This is a genomic window from Achromobacter sp. SD115 (genome assembly GCF_017355315.1).
GTDB lineage: Bacteria > Pseudomonadota > Gammaproteobacteria > Burkholderiales > Burkholderiaceae_B > Achromobacter > Achromobacter xylosoxidans_B.
Genome location: NZ_JADIJM010000006.1, coordinates 234,320 through 255,744 on the forward strand (window position 1 = coordinate 234,320; position 21,425 = coordinate 255,744).

The 21,425-nt window shown below is 66.3% G+C and carries 18 protein-coding genes; 11 read left to right on the forward strand and 7 right to left on the reverse strand.

Features of this window, described 5'->3' with window-relative positions; all coding sequences use genetic code 11:
- Position 1: 1 nt before the first annotated feature.
- Positions 2 to 1,369 carry a c-type cytochrome biogenesis protein CcsB gene (gene ccsB / locus IPU70_RS11365; RefSeq protein WP_013396984.1) on the forward strand — a complete coding sequence of 456 codons (1,368 nt, stop codon included), beginning with the start codon at positions 2 to 4 and terminating at the stop codon, positions 1,367 to 1,369.
- A 15-nt stretch (positions 1,370 to 1,384) separates the two neighbouring features.
- Here the strand turns inward: ccsB and IPU70_RS11370 are convergent, their stop codons facing one another.
- Genes IPU70_RS11370 through IPU70_RS11390 form a run of 5 tightly spaced genes read right to left on the reverse strand, consistent with a single transcriptional unit; the run spans position 1,385 to position 8,295 of the window.
- Positions 1,385 to 1,768: a DUF4150 domain-containing protein gene (locus IPU70_RS11370; protein ID WP_207467331.1), complete on the reverse strand. Its 384-nt coding sequence runs from the start codon at positions 1,766 to 1,768 to the stop codon at positions 1,385 to 1,387.
- A gap of 43 nt (positions 1,769 to 1,811) precedes the next feature.
- Positions 1,812 to 2,870, reverse strand: a complete 1,059-nt coding sequence (locus IPU70_RS11375; RefSeq protein ID WP_207467333.1) for a pentapeptide repeat-containing protein — start codon at positions 2,868 to 2,870, stop codon at positions 1,812 to 1,814.
- Positions 2,867 to 5,497: a DUF2169 domain-containing protein gene (locus tag IPU70_RS11380; RefSeq protein ID WP_207467336.1), complete on the reverse strand. Its 2,631-nt coding sequence runs from the start codon at positions 5,495 to 5,497 to the stop codon at positions 2,867 to 2,869. The genes IPU70_RS11375 and IPU70_RS11380 overlap by 4 nt, the downstream gene beginning before the upstream one ends.
- A gap of 4 nt (positions 5,498 to 5,501) precedes the next feature.
- The gene (locus IPU70_RS11385; RefSeq protein ID WP_207467337.1) at positions 5,502 to 5,900 is read right to left on the reverse strand and encodes a hypothetical protein; all 399 of its coding nucleotides are present in this window, start codon (positions 5,898 to 5,900) and stop codon (positions 5,502 to 5,504) included.
- Positions 5,901 to 5,907: 7 nt separating this feature from the next.
- Positions 5,908 to 8,295 carry a type VI secretion system Vgr family protein gene (locus IPU70_RS11390; protein WP_207467339.1) on the reverse strand — a complete coding sequence of 796 codons (2,388 nt, stop codon included), beginning with the start codon at positions 8,293 to 8,295 and terminating at the stop codon, positions 5,908 to 5,910.
- A gap of 514 nt (positions 8,296 to 8,809) precedes the next feature.
- Here IPU70_RS11390 and tssA point away from each other — a divergent pair.
- The 10 genes from tssA to tssH all read left to right on the forward strand — a co-directional run bounded on the left by tssA (position 8,810) and on the right by tssH (position 20,203).
- Complete coding sequence (gene tssA / locus IPU70_RS11395) at positions 8,810 to 9,859, forward strand: type VI secretion system protein TssA (protein ID WP_242702422.1); 1,050 nt, start codon at positions 8,810 to 8,812, stop codon at positions 9,857 to 9,859.
- Between the two features lie 39 nt (positions 9,860 to 9,898).
- Positions 9,899 to 10,450, forward strand: coding sequence for a type VI secretion system contractile sheath small subunit (gene tssB / locus IPU70_RS11400; protein ID WP_207467341.1), 552 nt, complete (start codon positions 9,899 to 9,901; stop codon positions 10,448 to 10,450).
- A gap of 31 nt (positions 10,451 to 10,481) precedes the next feature.
- Complete coding sequence (gene tssC, locus IPU70_RS11405) at positions 10,482 to 11,984, forward strand: type VI secretion system contractile sheath large subunit (RefSeq protein ID WP_013396976.1); 1,503 nt, start codon at positions 10,482 to 10,484, stop codon at positions 11,982 to 11,984.
- A gap of 71 nt (positions 11,985 to 12,055) precedes the next feature.
- On the forward strand, positions 12,056 to 12,523 hold the full coding sequence (locus IPU70_RS11410) for a type VI secretion system tube protein Hcp (protein ID WP_085947903.1): 468 nt from the start codon (positions 12,056 to 12,058) through the stop codon (positions 12,521 to 12,523).
- Positions 12,524 to 12,536: 13 nt separating this feature from the next.
- On the forward strand, positions 12,537 to 13,352 hold the full coding sequence (locus tag IPU70_RS11415; protein ID WP_207467343.1) for a type VI secretion system accessory protein TagJ: 816 nt from the start codon (positions 12,537 to 12,539) through the stop codon (positions 13,350 to 13,352).
- Entirely contained in the window at positions 13,352 to 13,903 is a 552-nt protein-coding gene (gene tssE / locus IPU70_RS11420) for a type VI secretion system baseplate subunit TssE (protein WP_013396973.1), read from the forward strand. Before IPU70_RS11415 ends, tssE begins: the two co-directional genes overlap by 1 nt.
- Entirely contained in the window at positions 13,903 to 15,807 is a 1,905-nt protein-coding gene (tssF, locus tag IPU70_RS11425; protein ID WP_207467345.1) for a type VI secretion system baseplate subunit TssF, read from the forward strand. Before tssE ends, tssF begins: the two co-directional genes overlap by 1 nt.
- A gap of 28 nt (positions 15,808 to 15,835) precedes the next feature.
- Positions 15,836 to 16,468: a DUF3540 domain-containing protein gene (locus tag IPU70_RS11430; RefSeq protein WP_207467347.1), complete on the forward strand. Its 633-nt coding sequence runs from the start codon at positions 15,836 to 15,838 to the stop codon at positions 16,466 to 16,468.
- A gap of 10 nt (positions 16,469 to 16,478) precedes the next feature.
- Positions 16,479 to 17,576, forward strand: a complete 1,098-nt coding sequence (gene tssG, locus IPU70_RS11435; RefSeq protein ID WP_371818913.1) for a type VI secretion system baseplate subunit TssG — start codon at positions 16,479 to 16,481, stop codon at positions 17,574 to 17,576.
- 14 nt (positions 17,577 to 17,590) lie between these two features.
- The gene (tssH, locus tag IPU70_RS11440) at positions 17,591 to 20,203 is read left to right on the forward strand and encodes a type VI secretion system ATPase TssH (protein WP_207467351.1); all 2,613 of its coding nucleotides are present in this window, start codon (positions 17,591 to 17,593) and stop codon (positions 20,201 to 20,203) included.
- A 4-nt stretch (positions 20,204 to 20,207) separates the two neighbouring features.
- Here the strand turns inward: tssH and IPU70_RS11445 are convergent, their stop codons facing one another.
- Both IPU70_RS11445 and IPU70_RS11450 read right to left on the reverse strand, forming a co-directional pair.
- Complete coding sequence (locus tag IPU70_RS11445; protein WP_207467353.1) at positions 20,208 to 20,969, reverse strand: FHA domain-containing protein; 762 nt, start codon at positions 20,967 to 20,969, stop codon at positions 20,208 to 20,210.
- Positions 20,970 to 20,996: 27 nt separating this feature from the next.
- Positions 20,997 to 21,368, reverse strand: coding sequence for a TssQ family T6SS-associated lipoprotein (locus tag IPU70_RS11450; RefSeq protein ID WP_207467355.1), 372 nt, complete (start codon positions 21,366 to 21,368; stop codon positions 20,997 to 20,999).
- Positions 21,369 to 21,425 lie beyond the last annotated feature (57 nt).

Below are 21,425 nucleotides of genomic sequence, written 5' to 3' on the forward strand. Positions count from 1 at the left end.
TATGTCCACAACGACCACTACGCATCCCTCCTCGCCGCAAGCGCGGGCCGCCTCGCCCGATCAGCTCTGGCAGGACGCCTTGTCCGAAACCGGTGACAGCCGCGCGCAGCGCGGCAGGCCCGACTGGACCGACGCCGTCTTCTTCCTGCTGCTGTCGGTGGGCGCGGGCTTCGCGCTGACCCGCTACAGCAACGCGATGGATTACTACGAGAAGATCATCCTGTGCGGCACCGTGCCGGTGCTGGCCTGGATGGGCTGGTTGTGGCGCCCGCTGCGCCACCTGATGATCGCCTGTGCGATTGCGGCCGGACTGGCGCTGATGCTGTACGGCAACGACCTGGCCCGGGCCGAGCAGGTGTTCTTCCTGAAGTACCTGTTCTCCTCGCAATCGGCGATCCTGTGGATGTGCGCGCTGTTCGCGCTGGCCATGGTCTGCTACTGGATCGGCTTCTTCAGTCCCACGGCCGCCTGGCTCGGCACGGCACTGAGCTGGGGCGCGGTGTTCGCCGGCGTCACCGGCCTCTTGGTGCGCTGGCGCGAGGGGCACCTGATGGGGCCGGACCTGGGCCATATCCCGGTCAGCAACCTGTACGAAGTGTTCGTGCTCTTCGCGCTGATCACGGCGTTGTTCTACCTCTACTACGAACGCAAGTACGCCACGCGCGCGCTGGGCGGCTTCGTGATGCTGGTGGTGACGTCGGCCGTGGTGTTCCTGCTGTGGTACTCGTTCACGCGCGATGCCGGGCAGATCCAGCCGCTGGTGCCGGCGCTTAAAAGCTGGTGGATGAAGCTGCACGTTCCCGCCAACTTCATCGGCTACGGCACGTTCTCGCTGGCGGCGATGGTGGGCTTTGCCTACCTGGTCAAGCAGCATGGGCAGACCACGTCCTGGGCCAAGCTGGCGCCGCTGTTCGTGCTGGGCGTGCTGCTGTGCGCCGAGCCCATGGTGTTCCGCACCGACGGCCTGTCGGCCACCTGGATGCTGTATTTCGGCGTGGGGGCGGTGATCGTGGGCGCCATCCTGCTGGGCCGCCGCCGCATCGCCGCTGCGCTGCCGTCGCTGGAGGTGCTGGACGACATCATGTATCGCGCCATCGCGATCGGCTTCGCGTTTTTCACGGTCGCCACCATCCTGGGCGCGCTGTGGGCGGCCGACGCCTGGGGCGCGTACTGGCAGTGGGATCCCAAGGAAACCTGGGCGCTGATCGTCTGGCTCAACTATGCGGCCTGGCTGCACATGCGCTTGATCAAGGGCCTGCGCGGCACCATGGCGGCCTATTGGGCGCTGATGGGGCTGCTGATCACCGGCTTCGCCTTCCTGGGCGTGAACATGTTCCTGTCGGGGCTGCACTCCTACGGCGAACTATAGGCGGGCGCCGCGGGTTCACGCCGCCAGCACGAACATCTTCGGCTGCGGCGAGAACACCTGCATGCCGGGCGAGTTGATGTTGTTCTGCAAGGTCAGGCTGGTCATGCGCACGATGGGCATGGCGCGTACCAGCACGCGGAACGCGCCCGTCATGTAGCGCGACTGGCCCATGAAAGTCTGGGAGATCAAGCCGCCGCCCACGCCCGCCGTGTCGCCCAGCGTGATGGGCACCGGCGTGGCCATGTTGTGCACCGGCGCGCACATCAGCCACACATTCCACACCACCGGGATGCCCATCGACGAGGTGGCCGCGTCGATGTGCGGCAGCGGCGGAACCGGCGTCTTGCAGACATCGGGAAACCCCAGGGCCAAACCGGGCAACTGGCAGACTGCGAGCATGGCTTTCTCCTTGCGATGAGGGTGCGGCAACGCCGCGCGTAGTTCAGGTCGCGGCGCGCCCGGCCGACCAGAGTTCGGCCTCCAGCAAGGGCGCGTCGTTCTCGATGATGCCGTGGCGTTGGGTCCAGCGTGCGCCCTGGGTCAAGGCGCGGTGCATGCGCGTGCGCATGAACGTGGCATCGCGCAGGTCGGCACGGCTGAGGTCGGCCAGCGAGAAATCGGCATCTGCAAGATGGGTTTCGCGGAAATCGGTGTCGGCGCAGCGTGCGCGCTGGAAGATGCACAGCGACAGGCGGGCCCCGCGCAAGGATGCGCCGTCCAGCGTCGCTTCGGCCCAGATGGCGCCGTCGAAATGGCCGCCCTGCAGATCCGCGCCGCTCAGATCCGCCAGGGGAAACAGGGCTTGGGGAGCGGAGACGCCGCCAAAGCGCGCACCGCGCAGTGATGCGCCCTTGAACCCGGCCTGCCGCAGGTCTGCATGACGGAAGTCCGCTGCGTCCAGCTGGCAGTCCGTGAAGTGGCAGAGCGGATAGGCTTGCGAGGCGAAGACCTGTTCCTGCAAATTGCATTCGACGAACATGGTGCTTTCCGCATTGGCTCCCGACAGAGTGACGCTGCGCAGGTCCAGCTGATGAAACAGGGTGAAGCTCATGCGGGTCTGCGACAGGTCGGCTCGGGCCAAGGAGCCTTGCGCGAACACTGCGCGGTTCAGGCTGGCGGAGCGCAAGCAGGCGCCTTCGAGCGAGGTGGCGTTGAAGTTCGACTCCTCCAGTTGCGCTTGTTCCAGGTCGGCCTCGCCCAGATCGCATTGCGTGAAACTGGCGCCGCGAATCTGACTGCGCGCCAGGTTCGAGGCGCGGGCGTGGCAGCGGAACAGCCGCGCCATGTCCAGATCGGCGTCGGACGCATCCCAGCCAGTCATCACGCAGTCGAGAAACTGGCTGTCCTGCAACTGGCAACCGCTCATGTCGGCGCCGCTGAAATCCACGTGGTCGAAGAACGCGCCGGCAAGATCCTGGCCGCGCAGATCCGCGCCGGCCAGGCTGACGTAGCCCACCGATTCGCCGTGGCGCACGCGGTCGATCAACTGGTCCAGGGTCATGCCGCATTCTCCGGTTGCCGGGCCGGCCAGCGTTTGACGCCCTGGGTGTAGGTATCGTCCAGTCCGGTGCTGCCGTCCATGCGCGCTTGCGCGACATCTGCGCGGAACAGGTTGGCCCCGGCCAGGTCGGCGTCCAGCAGGATGGCCTTGCCGAGCAGGCTGTTGATCAGATTGGCGTCGCGCAGGCGGGCGCCGGTGAAATCCGTCCGCACGAAGTGCGTGTCGGGTGCGGTCACGCCGCTCAGGTCGGCATCCTTCAGGCAGCATTCCGAGAAGTCGCTAGAGATCAGTTGGGCGCCGCGCATGTCGGCCCCGCTGAAGCTTGCCCCGCGCGCGCTACCCTGCTTGAAGCGCATGCCGCGCAGGCAAGCGCCCGGAAGTTCGGCGCCGCCCGCGAAGGCGCAGCCGTCGAGCATCGCGTGTTCCAGGCTGAAGCGGCCGGAGAACTCCATGTTCAGGAAGCTCACGCGCTTCAGATCCGCTTGTGTGAAGTCGGTGTCGGCAAACGCGCCCTGCATGAATGCGCACTGGTCCAACCGCGCCCGGTGGAAGTGGCAGCCTTGCAGCGTGACCTGTGTGGCGGAAACCTGTTCAAAGATGGCGCCGCCGAAATCGCAATTCTGGAAGCGGACCTGACGCAGGAAACCCAGACGCCAGACGCTCTCCCCAAAGTCGCATGACTCGGCCTGCGCGTGATCCCAGGTGCTTGCGCTGAACTGGCTGCCTTTGAAATCGGTCTGCGCGCAGCGGGCGCGGCCCAGGTTGGCATGTGCCAGCGCGACATTGCGCATGCCGGTCCGCAGCAGCGTGGCGCCAGCAAGCACGGCGTGGCTCAGATCGCTGCCGTCCAACCGCGCATCGCTCAGATCGGCTCCGGCCAGCACGGCGCGCTGGAAATTGACGTTGGACAAGTCCAGCCCCGACAGGTCCGCGCCGCTCAGATTCATGTCGGCGCAATTGCGGTCGCCTTTCAGATGCGCTTGCAGCTTGCTGCGCGTGCGCCGCGCGCGCAGCGGGGACATGGGCGATGGCGCGGCGAACAGATGCGCGGATTGCAGATAGCCCTGCTGCACCTGGCTGCCGAGCGTTTGCGAGAGCGGTGGAGGATGCGGTTCATTCGCCTGTTGCGCAGCACCCCGCGCGTGCACGTGCGGAGCCGTATCAAACTCCGCGAGCTGCCGGCGCAGGCTGCGAGGGTCGAAGCCGGGATCAAGATTGGGTGAGGGTTCGAGCATGCGCAGTGCGTCGAGGTCCACGCCTGCGACCTTGCTCGACGATGGCAGGTCGGGGTCTGCCAACGCGCGCGCGCCGAGACCGCTGTGCAGGCGCTTGGCCTCTTCCAGTTCCTGCTTCGCACGCAGGATGGACTGCGGCAAGTCGGCCAGCCGCGGTGCGGCCGGATAGGGTTCAGGTGCGGCCAGGTACTGATCAGGATCCAGGCCTTGCGCACTCAGCGCTTCCCGTTCACGGACGTGACGGCGCGTTGCGCCGGCATGGGCATTTCGCAGCGACGGCCGCGAACTCCAATCCCGCTCGCCGGCGTTCAATGTGTCGCCGCAGATGTCCTCGGGCACCAGTTGGGCATCCTGCAACGCGTACACGGCACCCATTTCCGGGTCCAGCCGCTGCCGCAGGACCTCTTCGTAGTGCGTGATCCCGCGAGGGGCCGCGTCATGCTCCAGGGCGGGCATGATATGCAGGATGTCGGCCGCATCGTCCTCGCGCACTGGCGTCGCGCCATGCCAGATCAGCACCATCTGCGTGTGGTCTGGAAAGAACCAGACGGTGGTCAGGCGCAGCGCGACTTCCTCCAGCGCGCCCGCATCGTCTTGCCGGCTGATGAAACACCGGGCGCGCCAGCCAGGCAGGCGGCCAGTCAGCGCCTTGCAGTCGGGATGCATGTGCCACAGCGCATACTCGGTGCCGCTGGCGAAGCTGGCGTTGGCGGGACCCCATTGGTCCGGTTGCGCCGCATTGAAGAAGCGCCAGTCCATGTCGGCGGCGAAACCGGGGAAATCATGCTCCAGCCATTCCTCTCCATATTGCCGCCCCATATGGATCGCGCGTTGCGGCCACTCCATGGCGAGCGGGCCGAAGCCGGCTGGGGCAGGGCGTTGCGTTGGTGCGCTGATGCGTTCCTGTGGATGCTCGATGTTGGGCAGCCGGCGTGTACGGACACCGCCGATGACTTCGTCCTGTGCGCCCAGGCCCAAGGGGTTGCCGGGCTCGGAGGGGCCGCCATAGGCATGGCGCCAGTCCAGCCGCATGCGCTCGAAAGGCCGCGGTTCGGTGGCTTTGCCATCCCGCCAATAGCGGTCGCCGAACACCAGCAGAGACTTGTCAATGGCGCCCATCTGCAAGCGTACCGCGCAAGCCCCTGGACTGGCGGGGTCTTGCGGATAGGCGTGGCCGGTTACGAGGACTTCCGGATATAGCTTGGGCGTGGCCAGATCCAGCATGCCGCCGATTTCGCCGCCTACGAGTTTCCACAATTCCTGTTCCAAAGCCAGACGCGGCGATTGTGAGATATCGACCAAGGCGATCACGGACACGCCGAGTTGGTCCCGGCGCGCCCAGCGGTAGGGACGAGTGAGCAGTCCCAGGTGCAAGGGTTTGAGCGTCTTCATGGCGTTATTCAGTGGGTTGAGCCACGACGACATCGTGGGTGGCGGGATCGACGAGCACGTCGATCACCTCGCCTGCAGCGAAGTCGGCGAGTCGAGGCGGCGACACGGGAACCTGCACCGTTCTCGCCAGCGCGGGCGTTGACTGTGTCGCCTGGACGTCCAGATCCAGTTCGACAATGAAGAAGCGCGTTTCGCCGATGCGGCTGCGAGTGTCGCGCGCCGCGGCCACGCGGGCAGACGCCGGCTGGCCATGGGCGCGTATGACGCTTTGCCGCAGAGCGTCCTCATGCTGCGCGCGATGGCGTCGGCGCGCGCGCCAGACCATGAACGCCGCCTGGACCGCGGTGAGCGCCAGCAGCAGGCCTATTCCCCAGTCCGCCCAGGTTTCAGGAGAGCCGGACATGGATGGCCTAGAGGATGACCCAAAGGCCCATCATCGACGAGCGCATCGAGGTCGTTTCCGCCTTCAAGGCGTCGAAGGAGACGCCGTAGTAGGTGGTTCTGTACGAAAACCCCTGGCCGATATTGCTGATCGCCGCGTAATTGGTGAAGACGGCATTGAGCATGGTAGTGGCGCGGAACAGGGCGACCCGTTCGAATCCCAACTCCGCCTTGGCTTTCGCCAGGACCAGGGCATACGGCGTGTACTGGCGCCAGCTCACCTTTGACAGGTCCTTTACGTTGGAAGCGTCCATCACGACGTCTTCGGGGGTCTCCAGAGTGATGTTGCCCTTGGCCTTGATCAGCACGGTGGAGTCCACCGATTCCAGGTGCACCTTGCCTTTCGCCTTGAGATCCATCGTGGAGGTCTCGGACTCCACCAGCATCGCGGTCTTGGCTTTGACGTCCATGTTCGCATCGGTCGAAAGCAGTTCGACCTTGCCCTTGGCTTTCTCCGTGAGCGCGCCGGTCTTCACGTGATGCAACGAGTCGCCTTCGTTCACGTAGACCTGCTCGCCGTTCTTCAACGTCTCTTTGAAGAGGCCAGTGATCTCGCGTTCCTCTCCCTTGGCCGCGACAGTCGTCTTCAGGCCGTTGTCGAACTTCTCGTCCATCAGGCCGTCTTTAACGTTGACCGTGCGCGACGCCTTGACGGTGTATTCCTCGTGTCCCTTTACGAATACATCGCGGGTCTTTTCGACGTGCAGCTTGTCGGTGCCCGTGACCTTGATATCGCGGTTGCCGCCAATCTTGGTGCTGTCGTCGACGCCTATGATCGTCGAGCGGTTCTTGTCCGTCGAATGGAATTCGTTGGCTTCCACCTCGGTGCAGAGTTCGCGCTCCGCATGCAGCCAGATACGTTCGCTGCCGCTCTTGTCCTCGAACATGAGCGCGTTCGCGGTCGCCGGCGTGCCGCTCTTGGAGCGGCTCAGGAAGCCGCTTTGCGTGGCATTGTCCGGCAGGTCCCAGGGCGGCAGATTGTTGGCGTTGAAGACGCGGCCGATCACGATCGGGCGGTCTGGCTGGCCGCCGATGAAGTCGACGATCACCTCATCGCGCACCCGTGGCAGCTGGATGCCGCCAAAGCCCCCGCCGGCCCAGGGGCTGGATACGCGCACCCAGCAGGAGCTGTTCTCGTCCTTCTTGCCGTAGCGGTCCCAATGGAACTGCACCTTGATGCGGCCCATCTTGTCCGTCCAGATTTCCTCTCCTTCCTTGCCAACCACCGTGGCGGTCTGCGGGCCATGGGTGCGTGGAACTGGCGTGACACGAGGGGCTCGGAATTGCGTGCTGGACGGCAGCACGACGAACTCCAGGTCGAAACTGCCGGGGTCGGGCTGGCCGCTGGCATAGCCCGTTTCGCGGATACGGTAGTAGGTGCTGACCACGAGATATTCGCGGTTCTCGGCCTGGCGCGGATGATTGCGCAGTGTGAAGAGATGGCCCGTGGCCAGTCCGCGCGCGTTGGATGCGCCGGCGCTTTGCTCTTTCCTGCACTGCAGGTCTTCCAGCCGCACGCGCGTGTAGTGTTCCGCGTCATCGGGGTTGGTGTAGCCGCCTTGCCATTCGTACATCTCCAGATCGCCGTGGTCGTGGGCGCCGGGATTATTGCGGCGCGCCTCCAGGCTGGCGGCGGGCGTGAGCGGGTGGTAGTCGGTGGTAGCGAAGGCGCCGGGGGTGATCTGCTCGGCCACTTCCCATTTGTGGACATGGTCTTCGCGCGGGACGGTGATGCGGTCCGGCCCGTAATAGGGAATCTGCTCGTAGTCCGCAACAGGTTCGTGCTGCGTGATGTCGTCGGTAAGCACCAGCGTGTGCTTGCCCTTGTCATGCTTGAACCAGAAGTAGATGCCTTCGTGCTCCATCAGGCGGCTGATGAAGGCGTAGTCGGTTTCCTGGTACTGGACGCAGTATTCCCAGTTGCGGTAGCTGTCCACGAGCTTGAACTCGACGGGATAGTCATAGTCCTTCAGCACTTCGCGGATGACGTCGGGCACGCTCTTGTTCTGGAAGATCTTGTTGTCCGAGGTCTGGGTCAGGTACCAGAGCCACGGGCGCACCGTGGCGCGATAGACGGTGTAGCGCGAGGTGTTGTTCTCGCGACCGACGAGCGCGCAACGCGTGACGTGTCCGCCGAGATAGCGCGGCGCGGACAATCCGGTTTCGATCTCCAGCGTCAGCGGTTTTCCCAGCAGCGATTTCATGTCCAACGAGTACGACTCGGAGACCAGCTCGACCTCCAGCTCGAACAGTTGCGAAAGACTTTCTGCGCCATGCATGGCGCGGAACTTCAGCTGTTCCGGCGGCAAAGGCGTATGCGCCTTGACGACACGATCGCTGGGCACGTTGCGGTCCATCTCACCGTCTCCTTATGAGAATTCGCTTGTTGCTGCGTGTGCTGCTCTGGATTTTTTCACCGTCGCGCGTAAGGCGCGTCGTGATGACTGCAATGGGATTCGGCCCCGGAATCGGGCCTCTTGCATGAGGCAGGCGCCGCCGCGTGGAGCGGGCTGGCACCAGGAAAGTCTGTCTCTGGATCTGAAGCGCCGCTGGTCTGCCGCCAGCGTGAGCGCCGATTGTAGGCAGGGCCCAAAGCGGCCGAGAAGCGGTATCACATGCGCTTGTGTTTTTTACGGCTCAGTAACAACCAGCCATCAGCGCGCCAGTTTCGTAAGGTGTGTGTCAAAAAATCAATGCAATAGAGGGATAAGTATTCAATTAATTACCTGGCTGTAAGCAGTTTGTAAGATGAATCTGGAGTTGTTAGGTTCCCGTTGCATACGGAAAGACGTGCATAGAATTCAGCCTTCCGTGGAGCAGCGCGGAGCGTAGTGGTTGTATCCAGGCAGCATCCCAGCAGGCATTTAAGTGATGACTATGGAATTCGCCGACATCCTCAATACACTCGATTCACGTCTGCCCTGCGGGGAAGACCTTGAATATGACGCTGACTTCCTGCAACTGCAGCAAGCCGCGGCGGGCCGGGACGAACAGCAGTTCGGCTCGACCATCATTGCCGCGCAGCCGCCTGACTGGCGCGAAGTCGAACGCCTGGCCCGCGCGCTGCTGGAACGCACTCGCGACCTGCGCATCATTGGCCTGTTGACCTCGGCCTGGACCGAGATCCGCGGACTACCGGGCTATAGCGATGGCCTGGCGCTGGCCGTCGACACCCTGGAACGCTATTGGGAGCCGGTGCATCCCCGGCTCGACAGCGTCGGTGAAAACGATCCCATGCCCCGTATGAATGCACTGGCGGCCTTTGGCGACATGCAGGGCTGCGCGCGCAGCGTGCGTTCGGCCAGCCTGGTCAGCGGCGTGCACGGACAACTGACTTTGCGCGATACCGAGGCGCTGCTCGATGGCAGCCGACAGGACGCAGACGCCTATCCGGGCGGGCGTCCGCGCCTCGTCGAGCGCCTGCGCCAGGCCTGGGCGCAAGGCAATGCCGACGCGCAGGCGCTGCAGTCCGCGGCCGAGGCGCTGCGGCGCATGCAGAAACTCGTGGCGGACAAGCTGGGCCCTGCCTGGGCGCCCGATTACGCCGCCATGCTTCGCACGCTGGACCTCGTGCTGGAGGCGACGCGGGACCTTCAATCCGCGCCGCCGGCCGAAATTCTCGTGGACGATGCGCCGGCTGCTGCGGCCCCTTCCGCCGCCACGCATCTCGCCGGCGACGGCGCGGCGCGCAGGCAGGACCTGCCCATCCAGTCGCGCGACGAAGCGCTGGCGATGCTCTCCAAGGTGTGTGCGTACTTCGAGGCCAACGAGCCCGGCCATCCCGCGCCTTATCTCATCCGCCGCGCCCAGCAGCTTATCCCGATGAGCTTTCACGACATCATCAAGAATCTGGCCCCCCAGGGGCTGGAGCAATTCGAGGCATGGCTGCCGCGGTCCGAGGCAAACCGGCAGGAACCGTAAGGCGGGCCAGCCGCCGCACCAACAAGAGGAGACGACACCATGGCGACCAGCCTGAAGGGAAGCGGCCAGAAGTTCATCGCAAGAAACCGCGCGCCGCGGGTGCAGATCGAGTACGACGTGGAGATTTACGGCGCGGAGCGCAAGATTCAGCTGCCGTTCGTGATGGGCGTGCTGGCGGATCTGGCCGGCAAGTCCGAAACGCCGCAGCCGGAGGTGGGCGAGCGCAAGTTCCTGGACATCGATATCGACAACTTCGATGAGCGCATGCGTTCCATCCAGCCGCGCGTGGCGTTCCAGGTACCCAACACGCTGACGGGCGAAGGCAATCTGAACGTGGACGTCACGTTCGAGAGCATCGATGATTTCTCGCCCGCTACCGTCGCCCGAAAAGTCGGCGCGCTGAACGAATTGCTGAGCGCACGCACGCAGTTGGCAAACCTGTTGACGTACATGGACGGCAAGACCGGCGCCGAGGAACTGATCGGCAGCGTGCTCAAGAATCCGGCGCTGATGAACGCGCTGGCGGCGGCGCCGAAGCCGCAAGAGGAGCCGCGCGCATCCGACGCCCCTGGCACGGATCCCGCCGCCTGATTTCCGCACGAATCGCTTTTCGGAGAATGCCATGACCGCAGTGGCCAAACGCGCCGACGCGCGCGCTGTCGAGACCCTGCAGGCGGACGACCTGTCCGCCCTGCTGAAGAAGGAATTCAAGCCCAAGACCGAGCAGGCGCAGGAGGCGGTGGAGCACGCCGTGCGCACGCTGGCGCACCAGGCGCTGGAGAACAGTGGCGTCGGGCTGTCGTCGGACGCCTACCGCACCATCCAGGCCATCATCGCCGAGATCGACCGGAAGATGTCGGAGCAGATCAACGGCGTGATGCACCACCCCGATTTCCAGCAGCTGGAGGGCGCGTGGCGCGGCCTGCATTACCTGGTCACCAACACCGAGACCGACGAGCTCCTCAAGATCCGCGTGATGTGCATGTCGAAGTCGGAGCTGGGCCGCACGCTCAAGCGGCACAAGGGCGTGGGCTGGGACCAGAGCCCCATCTTCAAGCGGGTGTACGAGGAAGAGTACGGCCAGTTCGGCGGCGAGCCCATCGGCTGCCTGGTCGGCGATTATTACTTCGACCATAGTCCGCCAGACGTGGAGTTGCTGGGAGAAATCGCCAAGATCTCGTCCGCCGCGCATTGCCCCTTCATCGCGGGCGCCTCGCCCAACGTGATGCAGATGGATTCCTGGCAGGAGCTGGCCAACCCGCGCGACCTGACCAAGATTTTCACCAACACGGAATACGCCGCATGGCGCAGCCTGCGCGAGTCCGAGGACTCGCGCTACATCGGGCTGGCGATGCCGCGCTTCCTGGCGCGGCTGCCCTACGGCGCCCGGACCAATCCGGTCGACGAGTTCGACTTCGAGGAAGACACCGACGGCTCGAACCACGATCGCTACACCTGGACCAACTCCGCTTACGCCATGGCGGCCAACGTGAACCGCTCGTTCAAGCTGTACGGTTGGTGCACGTCCATTCGCGGCGTGGAATCGGGCGGCGCCGTGGAGAACCTGCCGTGCCATAGCTTTCCCACCGACGACGGCGGCGTGGACCTGAAGTGCCCGACCGAGATCGCCATCAGCGACCGGCGCGAGGCCGAGCTGGCCAAGAACGGCTTCATGCCGCTGGTGCACCGGAAGAACTCCGATTTCGCAGCCTTCATCGGCGCGCAATCGCTGCAAAAGCCGCACGACTACTACGAGGCCGACGCCTCGGCCAACGCCAAGCTGGCCGCGCGCCTGCCCTATCTCTTCGCGTGCTGCCGTTTTGCCCATTACCTGAAGTGCATCGTGCGCGACAAGATCGGCTCGTTCCGCGAGCGCGACGACATGGAGCGCTGGTTGAACGACTGGATCATGAATTACGTGGATGGCGATCCCGTGAACTCCTCGCAGGAAACCAAGGCGCGCAAACCGCTGGCCGCCGCCGAGGTGCAGGTGCAGGAAATCGAGGACAACCCTGGCTATTACTCCGCCAAGTTTTTCTTGCGGCCGCACTATCAGCTGGAAGGGCTGACGGTGTCGCTGCGGCTGGTTTCCAAGCTGCCTTCGCTCAAACAGAACGAAGGCTGAGTGGCGCTGACAAATCGGGGCGCAACCGTGCCCCATAACTCCGGGAGACAGATGTGGCAGTGGACATGTTCATGAAGATCGATGGGGCCAATGGCGAATCCAAGGACTCCAATCACAAGGACTGGACCGATATCGTGTCCTTCTCGTGGGGCGCCACCCAGCCAGGCAACCTGGCCAGCGGCGGCGGCCTGGGCGCGGGCAAGGCCAGCTTCAACGACCTGCACGTGGTGGCCCGCATCGACAAGGCCGCGCCCGCCGTGATGAAACACTGCGCCAGCGGCAAGCATCTCAGCAAGATCGAGCTGTCCATGTGCAAGGCGGGCGGCGAGCAGATCGAGTATTCCAAGATCACGCTGGAGGACGTGCTGGTGTCGTCGGTGCAGATCTCTGGAGATAGAAGCGCGGAGGGCGTGGTGGTGAACTTCGCCTTCCAGGCCGCCAAGGTCAAGCAGCAGTACTGGGAGCAGACCGACAAGGGCGGCAAGGGCGCGGAAAGCCTGGTGGCCTGGGATATCAAGCAGAACAAGGAAGTGGGCTAGGACGGAGGCACCGATGTCCATAGCTGCCGTTCCTTTCGGCGCGCTCAGCCTGGCTGGTCAGTTGGACGAGCTGCAGGCGCAGGTGCGCCGGCAGCCCGCCGACGCGGACTTGCGCGCTCAGCTGTTCCAGCTGCTGGCGGTGCAGGGCGATTGGGCACGCGCGGCCGAGCAACTCGACGTCTGCGCGCATCTCAATGCGCAGGCGCGCCCGACGCAGGTGCTCTATGCCAGCGCCATCGCGGCGGAGCGCGAACGCGAGGCCGTACTCGCCGGGCAGGGCGAGCCCGCGCTGCTGGACGAGCCCGCCGATTGGCTGCGGGACATGATATCGGCGCTGCGCCTGGACGGCACCGCGCCGGCCCAGGCCGCCGAGTTGCGCGGCCAGGCATTCGAGGATGCCAGCACGCATGCCGGCCTGCTGGAACGGGTGGCGCAAGAGACTGCGCAGCCGTTCCAGTGGATCTGCGATGGCGACAGCCGCCTCGGTCCGGTGTTCGAGTTCCTTGCGGGCGGGCGTTACGTCTGGCTGCCCTTTACCGGGCTCAAGCGCGTGCGCCTGCTGGCGCCGGAAGGCCTGTGCGATCTGATCTGGGCGCAGGCCGAGATCGAGCTGAATGATGGCCAGGTGCGGCAGGGCCTGGTGCCGGCGCGCTATCCGGCGGCGCCGGGTGCGCGCATGGTCGAACTGCCGGATTCGGCCAAGCTGGGCAGGACGACCGATTGGCGTACGCTGCACGGCGATACCTATGCGGGCGTGGGGCAGAAGATGTGGCTGACAGATGCCGCGGAAACTGCCCTGCTCGAGGTGCGCAGCCTGGAGCTGGCGTGATGGGCCACGCAGACCGTCCAGGCGATTGGGAACCGCTGTCGCGCGGCCAGCGCGCGGCGCGGGACCGCCTGCAGCCGTCGCTGCTGGATCGCCTGATGGACAACGATCCCGCCAAGCGCGAGGAACCGCGCGAAAACGCCATGCTCACGCATGAGGCGCTGCGCGCGGCGGTGCTGCGGGACCTGCGCTGGCTGCTCAATACCGTGAACCTGCAGGCGTCCCAGGACTTGTCGGCGCATCGGCCGGTGGCCGCTTCCGCGCTGAACTTCGGCGTGCGGGCCATGGCGGGAAAGCGCATGTCGGAGATCGACTGGATCGACGTGGAAGAGTCGATCCGCGAAGCGATCGCCGCGTTCGAGCCGCGCATCCTGCGCTCTTCGGTGGAAGTGCGTTGCGTGTCGGACGCTGGCACGCTGGAACACCACAACGTGCTGAGCCTGGAGATACGCGGCATGCTGTGGTGCGTGCCGCAGCCGCTCGAATTCCTGTTCCGCACGGACATCGACCTGGAGAGCGGCCACATGGATCTGCGCGATCTGGGTGGTGCCTGATGGACGATCGCCTGCTGGATTACTACAACCGGGAACTGGTCTATCTGCGGGAGCTGGGCGCGGAATTCGCGCAAGCCCATCCCAAGGTGGCAGGGCGCCTGGGCATGAACGCCACCGAGGTGCCCGATCCCTATGTCGAGCGCCTGCTGGAGGGCTTCAGTTTTCTGACCGCTCGCATCCACATGAAGATGGATGCGGAATTTCCACGCTTTTCGCAACGGCTGCTGGAGGTGGTGTACCCCAACTACCTGGCGCCCACGCCGGCGATGGCCGTCGTGCAGGTTGCGCCCAGCATGAACGAGGGCACCTTGGCGGGAGGCTTCGAGCTGCCCCGCGGCACGTTGCTGCGCGGCCGCGTGGCGCGCGGCGAGCAGACGCCCTGCGACTTCACCACCGGCCACGCTCTGCGCCTGTGGCCCCTGCAGGTCACGCAGGCGGAATTCACGGCCGCGCCGCAGGATCTGCCGCTGGCGCGCCTGGGCCTGACGGGACGCGCCGCGCGTGTGCTGAGCGCGCTGCGTATCCGGATAGAGGTTTGCGGCGGGCAACGGCTGGAAGACCTGGACCTCGATCAACTGGTGTTCCACTTGAACGGCCAGGACCTGCAAATGCAGCGCCTGCTGGAAGTTGTGATGGGGCATACCGTGGCGGTGCTGGGCCATGACGCCGCGCGGCCGCTAGCCTGGATCAACAGGCTACCGCCGGGCGCGGTGCGCCACGAAGGCTTTGCCGACGAGCAGGCGCTGTTGCCGGGCGACGCGCGCGTGTTCCAAGGCTACCGGCTGCTGCAAGAGTACTTCGCGTTCGCGCAGCGCTATCTGTTCTTCAGCATCAACGGACTGAAGCAGGGGCTGCGCACGCCCGCGATGCCCCAAGGCGCGCTGCGCGAGACCCGCGCATTCGACCTGACCCTGCTGTTCTCGATGGCGGCGCCGGAACTGGAGGGCGCGATATCGGCCGCCAATCTGGCGTTGCATTGCGTGCCGGTGATCAACCTGTTCGCCAAGCGGGCGGACCGCGTGGCGGTAACCCCCAGGACTTCCGAGTACCACGTGGTCATCGACCGCAGCCGCCCGCTGGACTACGAGGTCTACGGCGTGACGCGCGTGGCGGGCCACGCTTCCGCACAGCGCCAGGAACAGGAGTTCCGGCCATTCTATGGTTCGCTGGGCAGCGATCCCGACGAGCATGGCGCTTACTTTTCCGTGCGTCGCGAGCCGCGGCTGGTCTCGGACATCGCGCAGCGCAACGGCACCCGCAGCGGCTACATCGGCAGCGAGGTGTTCCTGTCGCTGGTGGATCGGCGGGAGGCGCCGTTTTCCGGTGACCTGCGCCACTTGACCCTGGAAACCCTGTGCACCAACCGCGATCTGGCGTTGCTGCTGCCGCTGGGGACCGAGACCGACATGACTCTGCGCGTGTCGGCGCCGGTGCGCGCGGTGAAGGTGCTGCACGGACCCACGCGGCCGCGCGCTGCGCTGGCGGAGAATGCCGCGACCTGGCATCTGATCAGCCACCTGGGCCTGAACTACCTGAGCCTGACTGACCTGGACGCCGAGCAGGGCGCGCAAACCCTGCGCGAGATGCTGCACGTCTATGGCAGCCTGGCCGAGCCGGCCATGCGCCGGCACATCGCCGGCCTGCGGCATGTCAGCGCCACGCCGGTGCATCATCGCCTGCCGGTGCCGGGCCCCATCGTCCATGGGCGCGGCGTGCGCATTGCGCTGCAGGTGGACGAGACGGCGTTTTCGGGCATCAGCCCCTATTTGTTTGGCGCCGTGCTGGAGCAGTTCTTCGCGCGCCACGTATCGATCAACCTGATGTCGGAGCTGGTCCTCTCGAGCTTGCAGCGCGGCGAGATCGCCCGCTACCAGCCCCGCATGGGGCGCCGGCCCGTGGTCTAGGGCCTGTGCACACAAAAAGGAGCGCATGATGAAGTCCGCGACACATCTGAGCCGCATGGCTTACGACCCCGTCCATCTGCTGGGCGAGTTGCTGCGCCGCGAACCCGACGGCCGCTACGCCGTGGCTTGCGACGGCCGTGTCTGGACCGCGCAGCGCGCCGCCAGCTGCCTGCTGGAGCCGCAACCGGGCGACGAGGTGCTGATCAGCGGCCCGGACCCCGCCCGGATCTACCTGATCGCCATCACCGTGCAGGCCGATCCGGGGCGCACCACGCTGCAAGCCGAGGGCGAACTGGTACTGCGTTCGCGCAGCGGCGAGGTGCTGCTGGAGAGCGAGCGCGCCGTGCGCGTGCGCGCGTCCGAGTACGCGGTGGAAGCCGAGGAAGAACGCCATACCTGCGGCAGCATGCGCATGGTGGCGAAGCAGCTGCATGCCACCGTGGGTGAGACGCGGCTGGTGGGCCGGAACTATGAGGCGGTGCTGGACCGCATGACGCTGATGGCGCGGCTGTCGCTGCGCAGCGTCAGCGAGATGGACCAGGTGCGCGCCGGCGCCATCGATTTCCAGGCGGAGCAGAGCGCGCGGCTGCACGCGGCCTACACGGTGGTGACGGGCGGCGACCTGGTCAAGGTGGACGCCAAGCAGATCCACATGGGGTAGGACGGTGGACATCGCCCAACCCCTTGCCGCTGCCGAAAATCCGCCCGCCGCGCCAGACGGCGCGCTGGCGCAATGGTGGCGCGCGCTGGAGCGCGAACCGCAAGCCCACGACCTGTTCCATGCCTTGCGCTGGATAGATGCGCTCTCCGGGGCGCGCAAGCCGCTGGGCCGCGACACGGTCGCGCGCCACGAACCCGTGCGGCTGCGGCAGGAGCCGTCGATGGCATTCGCGCCATCCACCGTGGCGGGCGCGCGCGCAGCCATGGGCGGCCAGCCCGCGGAACTGTCGATATTCAGCTTTGGCCTGTTCGGTCCGAATGGGCCCTTGCCTCTGCATCTGACGGAACACGCCCGCGAGCGCATGGCGCATCACGGCGACCGCACGCTGTCCGCATTCGCGGACGTGTTCCACCATCGGCTCATCCTGCTGTTCTACCGCGCCTGGGCCGATGCGCAGAGCACGGTCAGCCTGGATCGCAAGGATGAGCGCTTCACGCGCTATGTGGCCAGCCTGCTGCACATGGGCGAACCGTCGATGCGGCGCCGCGACGCCGTGCTGGACCATGCCAAGTACCACATGGCTGGGCATCTGACGCGCCAGACCCGCAATCCGGAAGGACTCAAGCACATCCTGCAATCGTTCTTCGGCCTGCCGGTGCGCATTCGCGAGTTCGTACCGCAGTGGATCCGCCTGGAACCGGCACAGCGACTGGGGCTGGGCGGCTTGGCGGGGCTGGGGCGCGACACGGTGCTGGGGGTAGCGGTGCGCGACGCCCAGCACAAGTTCCGCATCGAGATCGGTCCCTTGGCGCTGGCGGACTACCAGAGCTTTCTGCCAGGAGGCGAACGCGCCCGCCAGCTGACGCATTGGGTCAGGCATTACATCGGCATGGAGTTGGCCTGGGATCTGCGGCCGGTGCTGCGCGCGCAGGATGCGCGCGGGCTTGTCCTGGGCGCGCAGCGGCCGCTGGGCCTCTCTTCGTGGCTGGGCAAGCGCCGGCCCGGGCAAGGCGAAGCTGGCGATCTCCTGCTGGATTATGAAAGTCGCGGCCGTATCCCGCCGCGTGGCCGCCTGCCGGCTTCAACCTCAACGACCACGCGCGCCTGACGCGCCACCCTGCCATGTCGGATATCGGCCGCATCGACCTCTTCGGAAAGCTCAATCCGCTGCTCTACCAGACGCTGGAGGGCGCCACCGCGTTCTGCAAGCTGCGGGGCAATCCCTATGTGGAACTGGTGCATTGGGTGCATCAGATCCTGCATGCGCAAGACAGCGACCTGCACCGGATTGCGCGCCGCTTCGGACTGGACATGGCGGCATTGCAAGCCGACCTGACGGCGGAGCTGGACCGCCTGCCGGCCGGGGCGGGTTCGGTGTCCGATCTGTCCGAACACATTGATCACGCAGTCGAAAGGGCCTGGGTGTTGGGGTCGCTGCGCTATGGCGCGGTACGCATCCGCAGCGCCCATCTGCTGGCGGGACTGGCGCGGACCTACGCGCTGCGCCACGTGCTGCTGGGCATGTCGGCGCAGTTCTCGCGCATCGCGCCAGACACGTTGCTGGAACAGTTGCAGGAGATCGTGCAAGGCTCGCCGGAAGATGCGGCCGAGGCTGCGTCCGTTGCCGTCGCAGCCGGGGCGCCGGGCGAGGGCGGTTCCGCGCTTGCGCGTTTTGCCGTCGACTTGACCGCCCGCGCGCACGCGGGCGAGATCGATCCGGTGTCCGGACGCGACGAGGAAATCCGCCAGCTCATCGATGTGCTGATGCGGCGCCGCCAGAACAACCCGCTACTGGCCGGCGAGGCCGGCGTCGGCAAGACGGCCGTGGTGGAAGGCCTGGCGCTGCGCCTGGCGGCGGGAGAGGTGCCACCGCAGCTGCGCGACGTTGCGCTGTATCTGCTGGACATCGGCCTGTTGCAGGCGGGCGCGGGCGTGAAGGGCGAGTTCGAGCAACGGCTGCGCGGCGTCATAGACGAGGTGCAGGCCAGCGAGCGGCCGGTGGTGCTGTTCATCGACGAGATCCACACGCTGGTGGGCGCGGGCGGCGCCGCGGGCACGGGAGACGCGGCCAATCTGTTGAAGCCTGCGCTGGCTCGCGGCCAGCTGCGCACCATAGGCGCCACCACCTGGTCGGAATACAAGAAGTACATCGAGAAGGACCCCGCGCTGAGCCGCCGCTTCCAGGTCATACAGGTGCACGAACCGGATGAGGCGCGCGCATCCGGCATGCTGCGGGGCCTGGCTGAAACGCTGCAGGCCCATCATGGCGTGCTGCTGCTGGACGAGGCGATCGAGGCGGCAGTGACCTTGTCGCACCGCTATATTCCCGCGCGCCAGCTGCCGGACAAGGCGGTGGCGCTGCTGGACACGGCCTGCGCGCGCGTCGCGGTCAGCCAGCATGCGGTGCCGCCCAGCCTGGAGGAGGCGCGCAGGCGGGTCCAGGCATTGGAGTTGGCGCAGCGCATCGCCGAACGTGAACTGCGCCTGGGCGAGGGCGACGCGCAGCGGATCCAGCGCCTGGCGGCCGAGCAGGCCGGAGCCGTGGACGACGAGCGGACGCTGGCGGCGCGCTGGGAGTCGGAACGTGCGTTGGCCGGGCATGTGCTGACATTGCGCAAGACGCTGGACCTTGCAGCGTCCGACGCGCAGGATGACCAGCGCCATGCGTTGACGCAGGCGCGCGTAGCGCTGGCGGCCAGCCAGGGTGAGACGGCGATGGTGCATTGCGCGGTCGATGCGGCGGCGGTCGCGGCGGTGGTGGCTGATTGGACCGGCATCCCCGTGGGCCGCATGCTGCGGGACGAGGCGCGCGCCGTGCTGGATCTGGCGGATACGCTGTCGACGCGGGTGATCGGTCAGCGCGAAGCGCTGGAGGCGGTGGCGCGCCGGGTCCAGACCTCTCGTGCCGGCTTGACCGACCCGGACAAGCCGGTGGGCGTGTTCCTGCTCTGCGGCCCCAGCGGCGTCGGCAAGACGGAGACCGCGCTGGCCTTGGCCGAGGCGCTTTATGGTGGCGAGCAGAACCTGATCACGATCAACATGAGTGAGTTCCAGGAGTCGCATACGGTGTCCACCCTCAAGGGCGCGCCGCCTGGATACGTGGGCTATGGCGAGGGCGGCGTGCTGACCGAGGCGGTGCGCAGGCGGCCCTACAGCGTGGTGCTGTTGGACGAGGTGGAGAAGGCGCACGCCGACGTGCATGAGATCTTCTTCCAGGTCTTCGACAAGGGCTGGATGGAGGACGGCGAGGGGCGCTACATCGATTTCCGCAACGCGGTGATCATCCTGACCTCCAATGTGGGCGCGGACCGCATCGCGGCGCTGTGCCGCGACCCGGAGCTGTTGCCGGACAGCGCCGCGCTGGCCGCGGCATTGCGCGAGCCGCTGCTGCAGGCCTTTCCGGCCGCTCTGCTGGGGCGGCTGGTCGCGGTGCCGTACCTGCCGTTGCCGGACACCATGCTGGCACGCATCGTGGACCTGCAGTTTGAACGCGTGCGCCGCCGCCTCCTGGAGCACCACGGCATCGTGCTGGAGGTAACGCCCGAGGCCACCGCGCTGGTCGTGGCGCGATGCGCCGAAGTGGAGTCGGGCGCACGCATGGTGGATGCCGTGCTCACCAACACGGTGTTGCCCAGGATCAGCCGGGAGCTGCTGGGCGCCTCGATGCAGGACCGCAGACTGAGCAGGGTAGGCCTGTCAGCCGCGGACGGGGAGTTCCGTTATGACTACGCCTGAGACTTCAGCGGTCTTGGTCGCCAGGCTCTGGTTTGACGGGCGCGGGCCGCAAGTAGCCGCCGATCTCCCGCAGATGGTCGGATGCGCTGCGATGGTCCGCGGACTCGCGCGGATGGCCCAAGGCATCAGCGACGGGATGGGCGCGGTGCTCGGCCAGCGCGTCGTGGGCGGGCAGGGCGGACGGGGTGCCGTCCGAGAAGATGCTGGGCGTGCCATCGCCGGGCGCGTCGAACAGCGCCAGGGGATCGGTGAGCGCGCGCGCCACCGCGCCATCGCCGGGCGGCAGGTGGCGCAAGGGGTCTTCCGGGTTGCGCGCCTGGGCGGAGTCCAGATCGAAGGGATGCGTGGAGACGTCCGGCGCGCTGCCCACGGGCAAGGTGCCCGGACCGATCAGGTCGCTGAAGACGTCGTCGTCGGCGACCACGGACGTAGCGGCTACCGCCGCTTCGGACGCGCCCGTATCTGCCCGCAGCCGGTAATCGCCGATCTGCAATTCGTCGCCGGGATTCAGCGGCACTTCCTGGTCCCGCGCGAGCGCCTGGCCATTGACGCTGACGGCGCTCATGCTGCTCAGGTTCAGCACAAAGCCGGCGTCCGCGTCGTTGACGCGGATCGCCGCCTGCACGCGGCAGATGGCGCGCGTGGGATCGGGCAGGGCCAGGTGATTTTCGAGACTGCGGCCTATCGTGGCGCCGGGCGCCGTGAACACGGCGTGGATGGGGTCGAAGGCCGGATCGCCGGCACGCTGGAACACGATGAGTTTCACGCCTGTCTCCTGGGCGCCGTTGGCGCGTTAGCGAGTCTGGGACGCCTGCGCCGTCTGGAAAGCCGGTCCCCACAGGGGATGTCCGGCCTCATTCGGCGCAAGCTGGAACGAGGGTTGCAGCTGCAGGATGCGCACGAAGCTGTCCTCGCACAGCTGGCGGTAGTGGGTCACGCAGTAGCTGAAGGCCTGCAGCTTGAGGGCTTCGACCCGCATGGGAGTGGGGGCGGTGGCCAGCGCGTCGGAAGTCGCCACCGTGCGCACGACAGCGCCGAAGCGGCTGGCGGCATATTCGTCGCGGACCTGCTGCAAGGCGTCCACGGCCTGCGGCGATGGCGTGGCGGCACAGGCTGCGAGCAGGGCGAGAGCGGATATCAAGCTGATGCGTGCGGGCTGTTTCATGGCGCGGGCGTGTCGTTCGGGGTGGGTAGGCCTGGTCATTCCGCCGATGATAGCGGC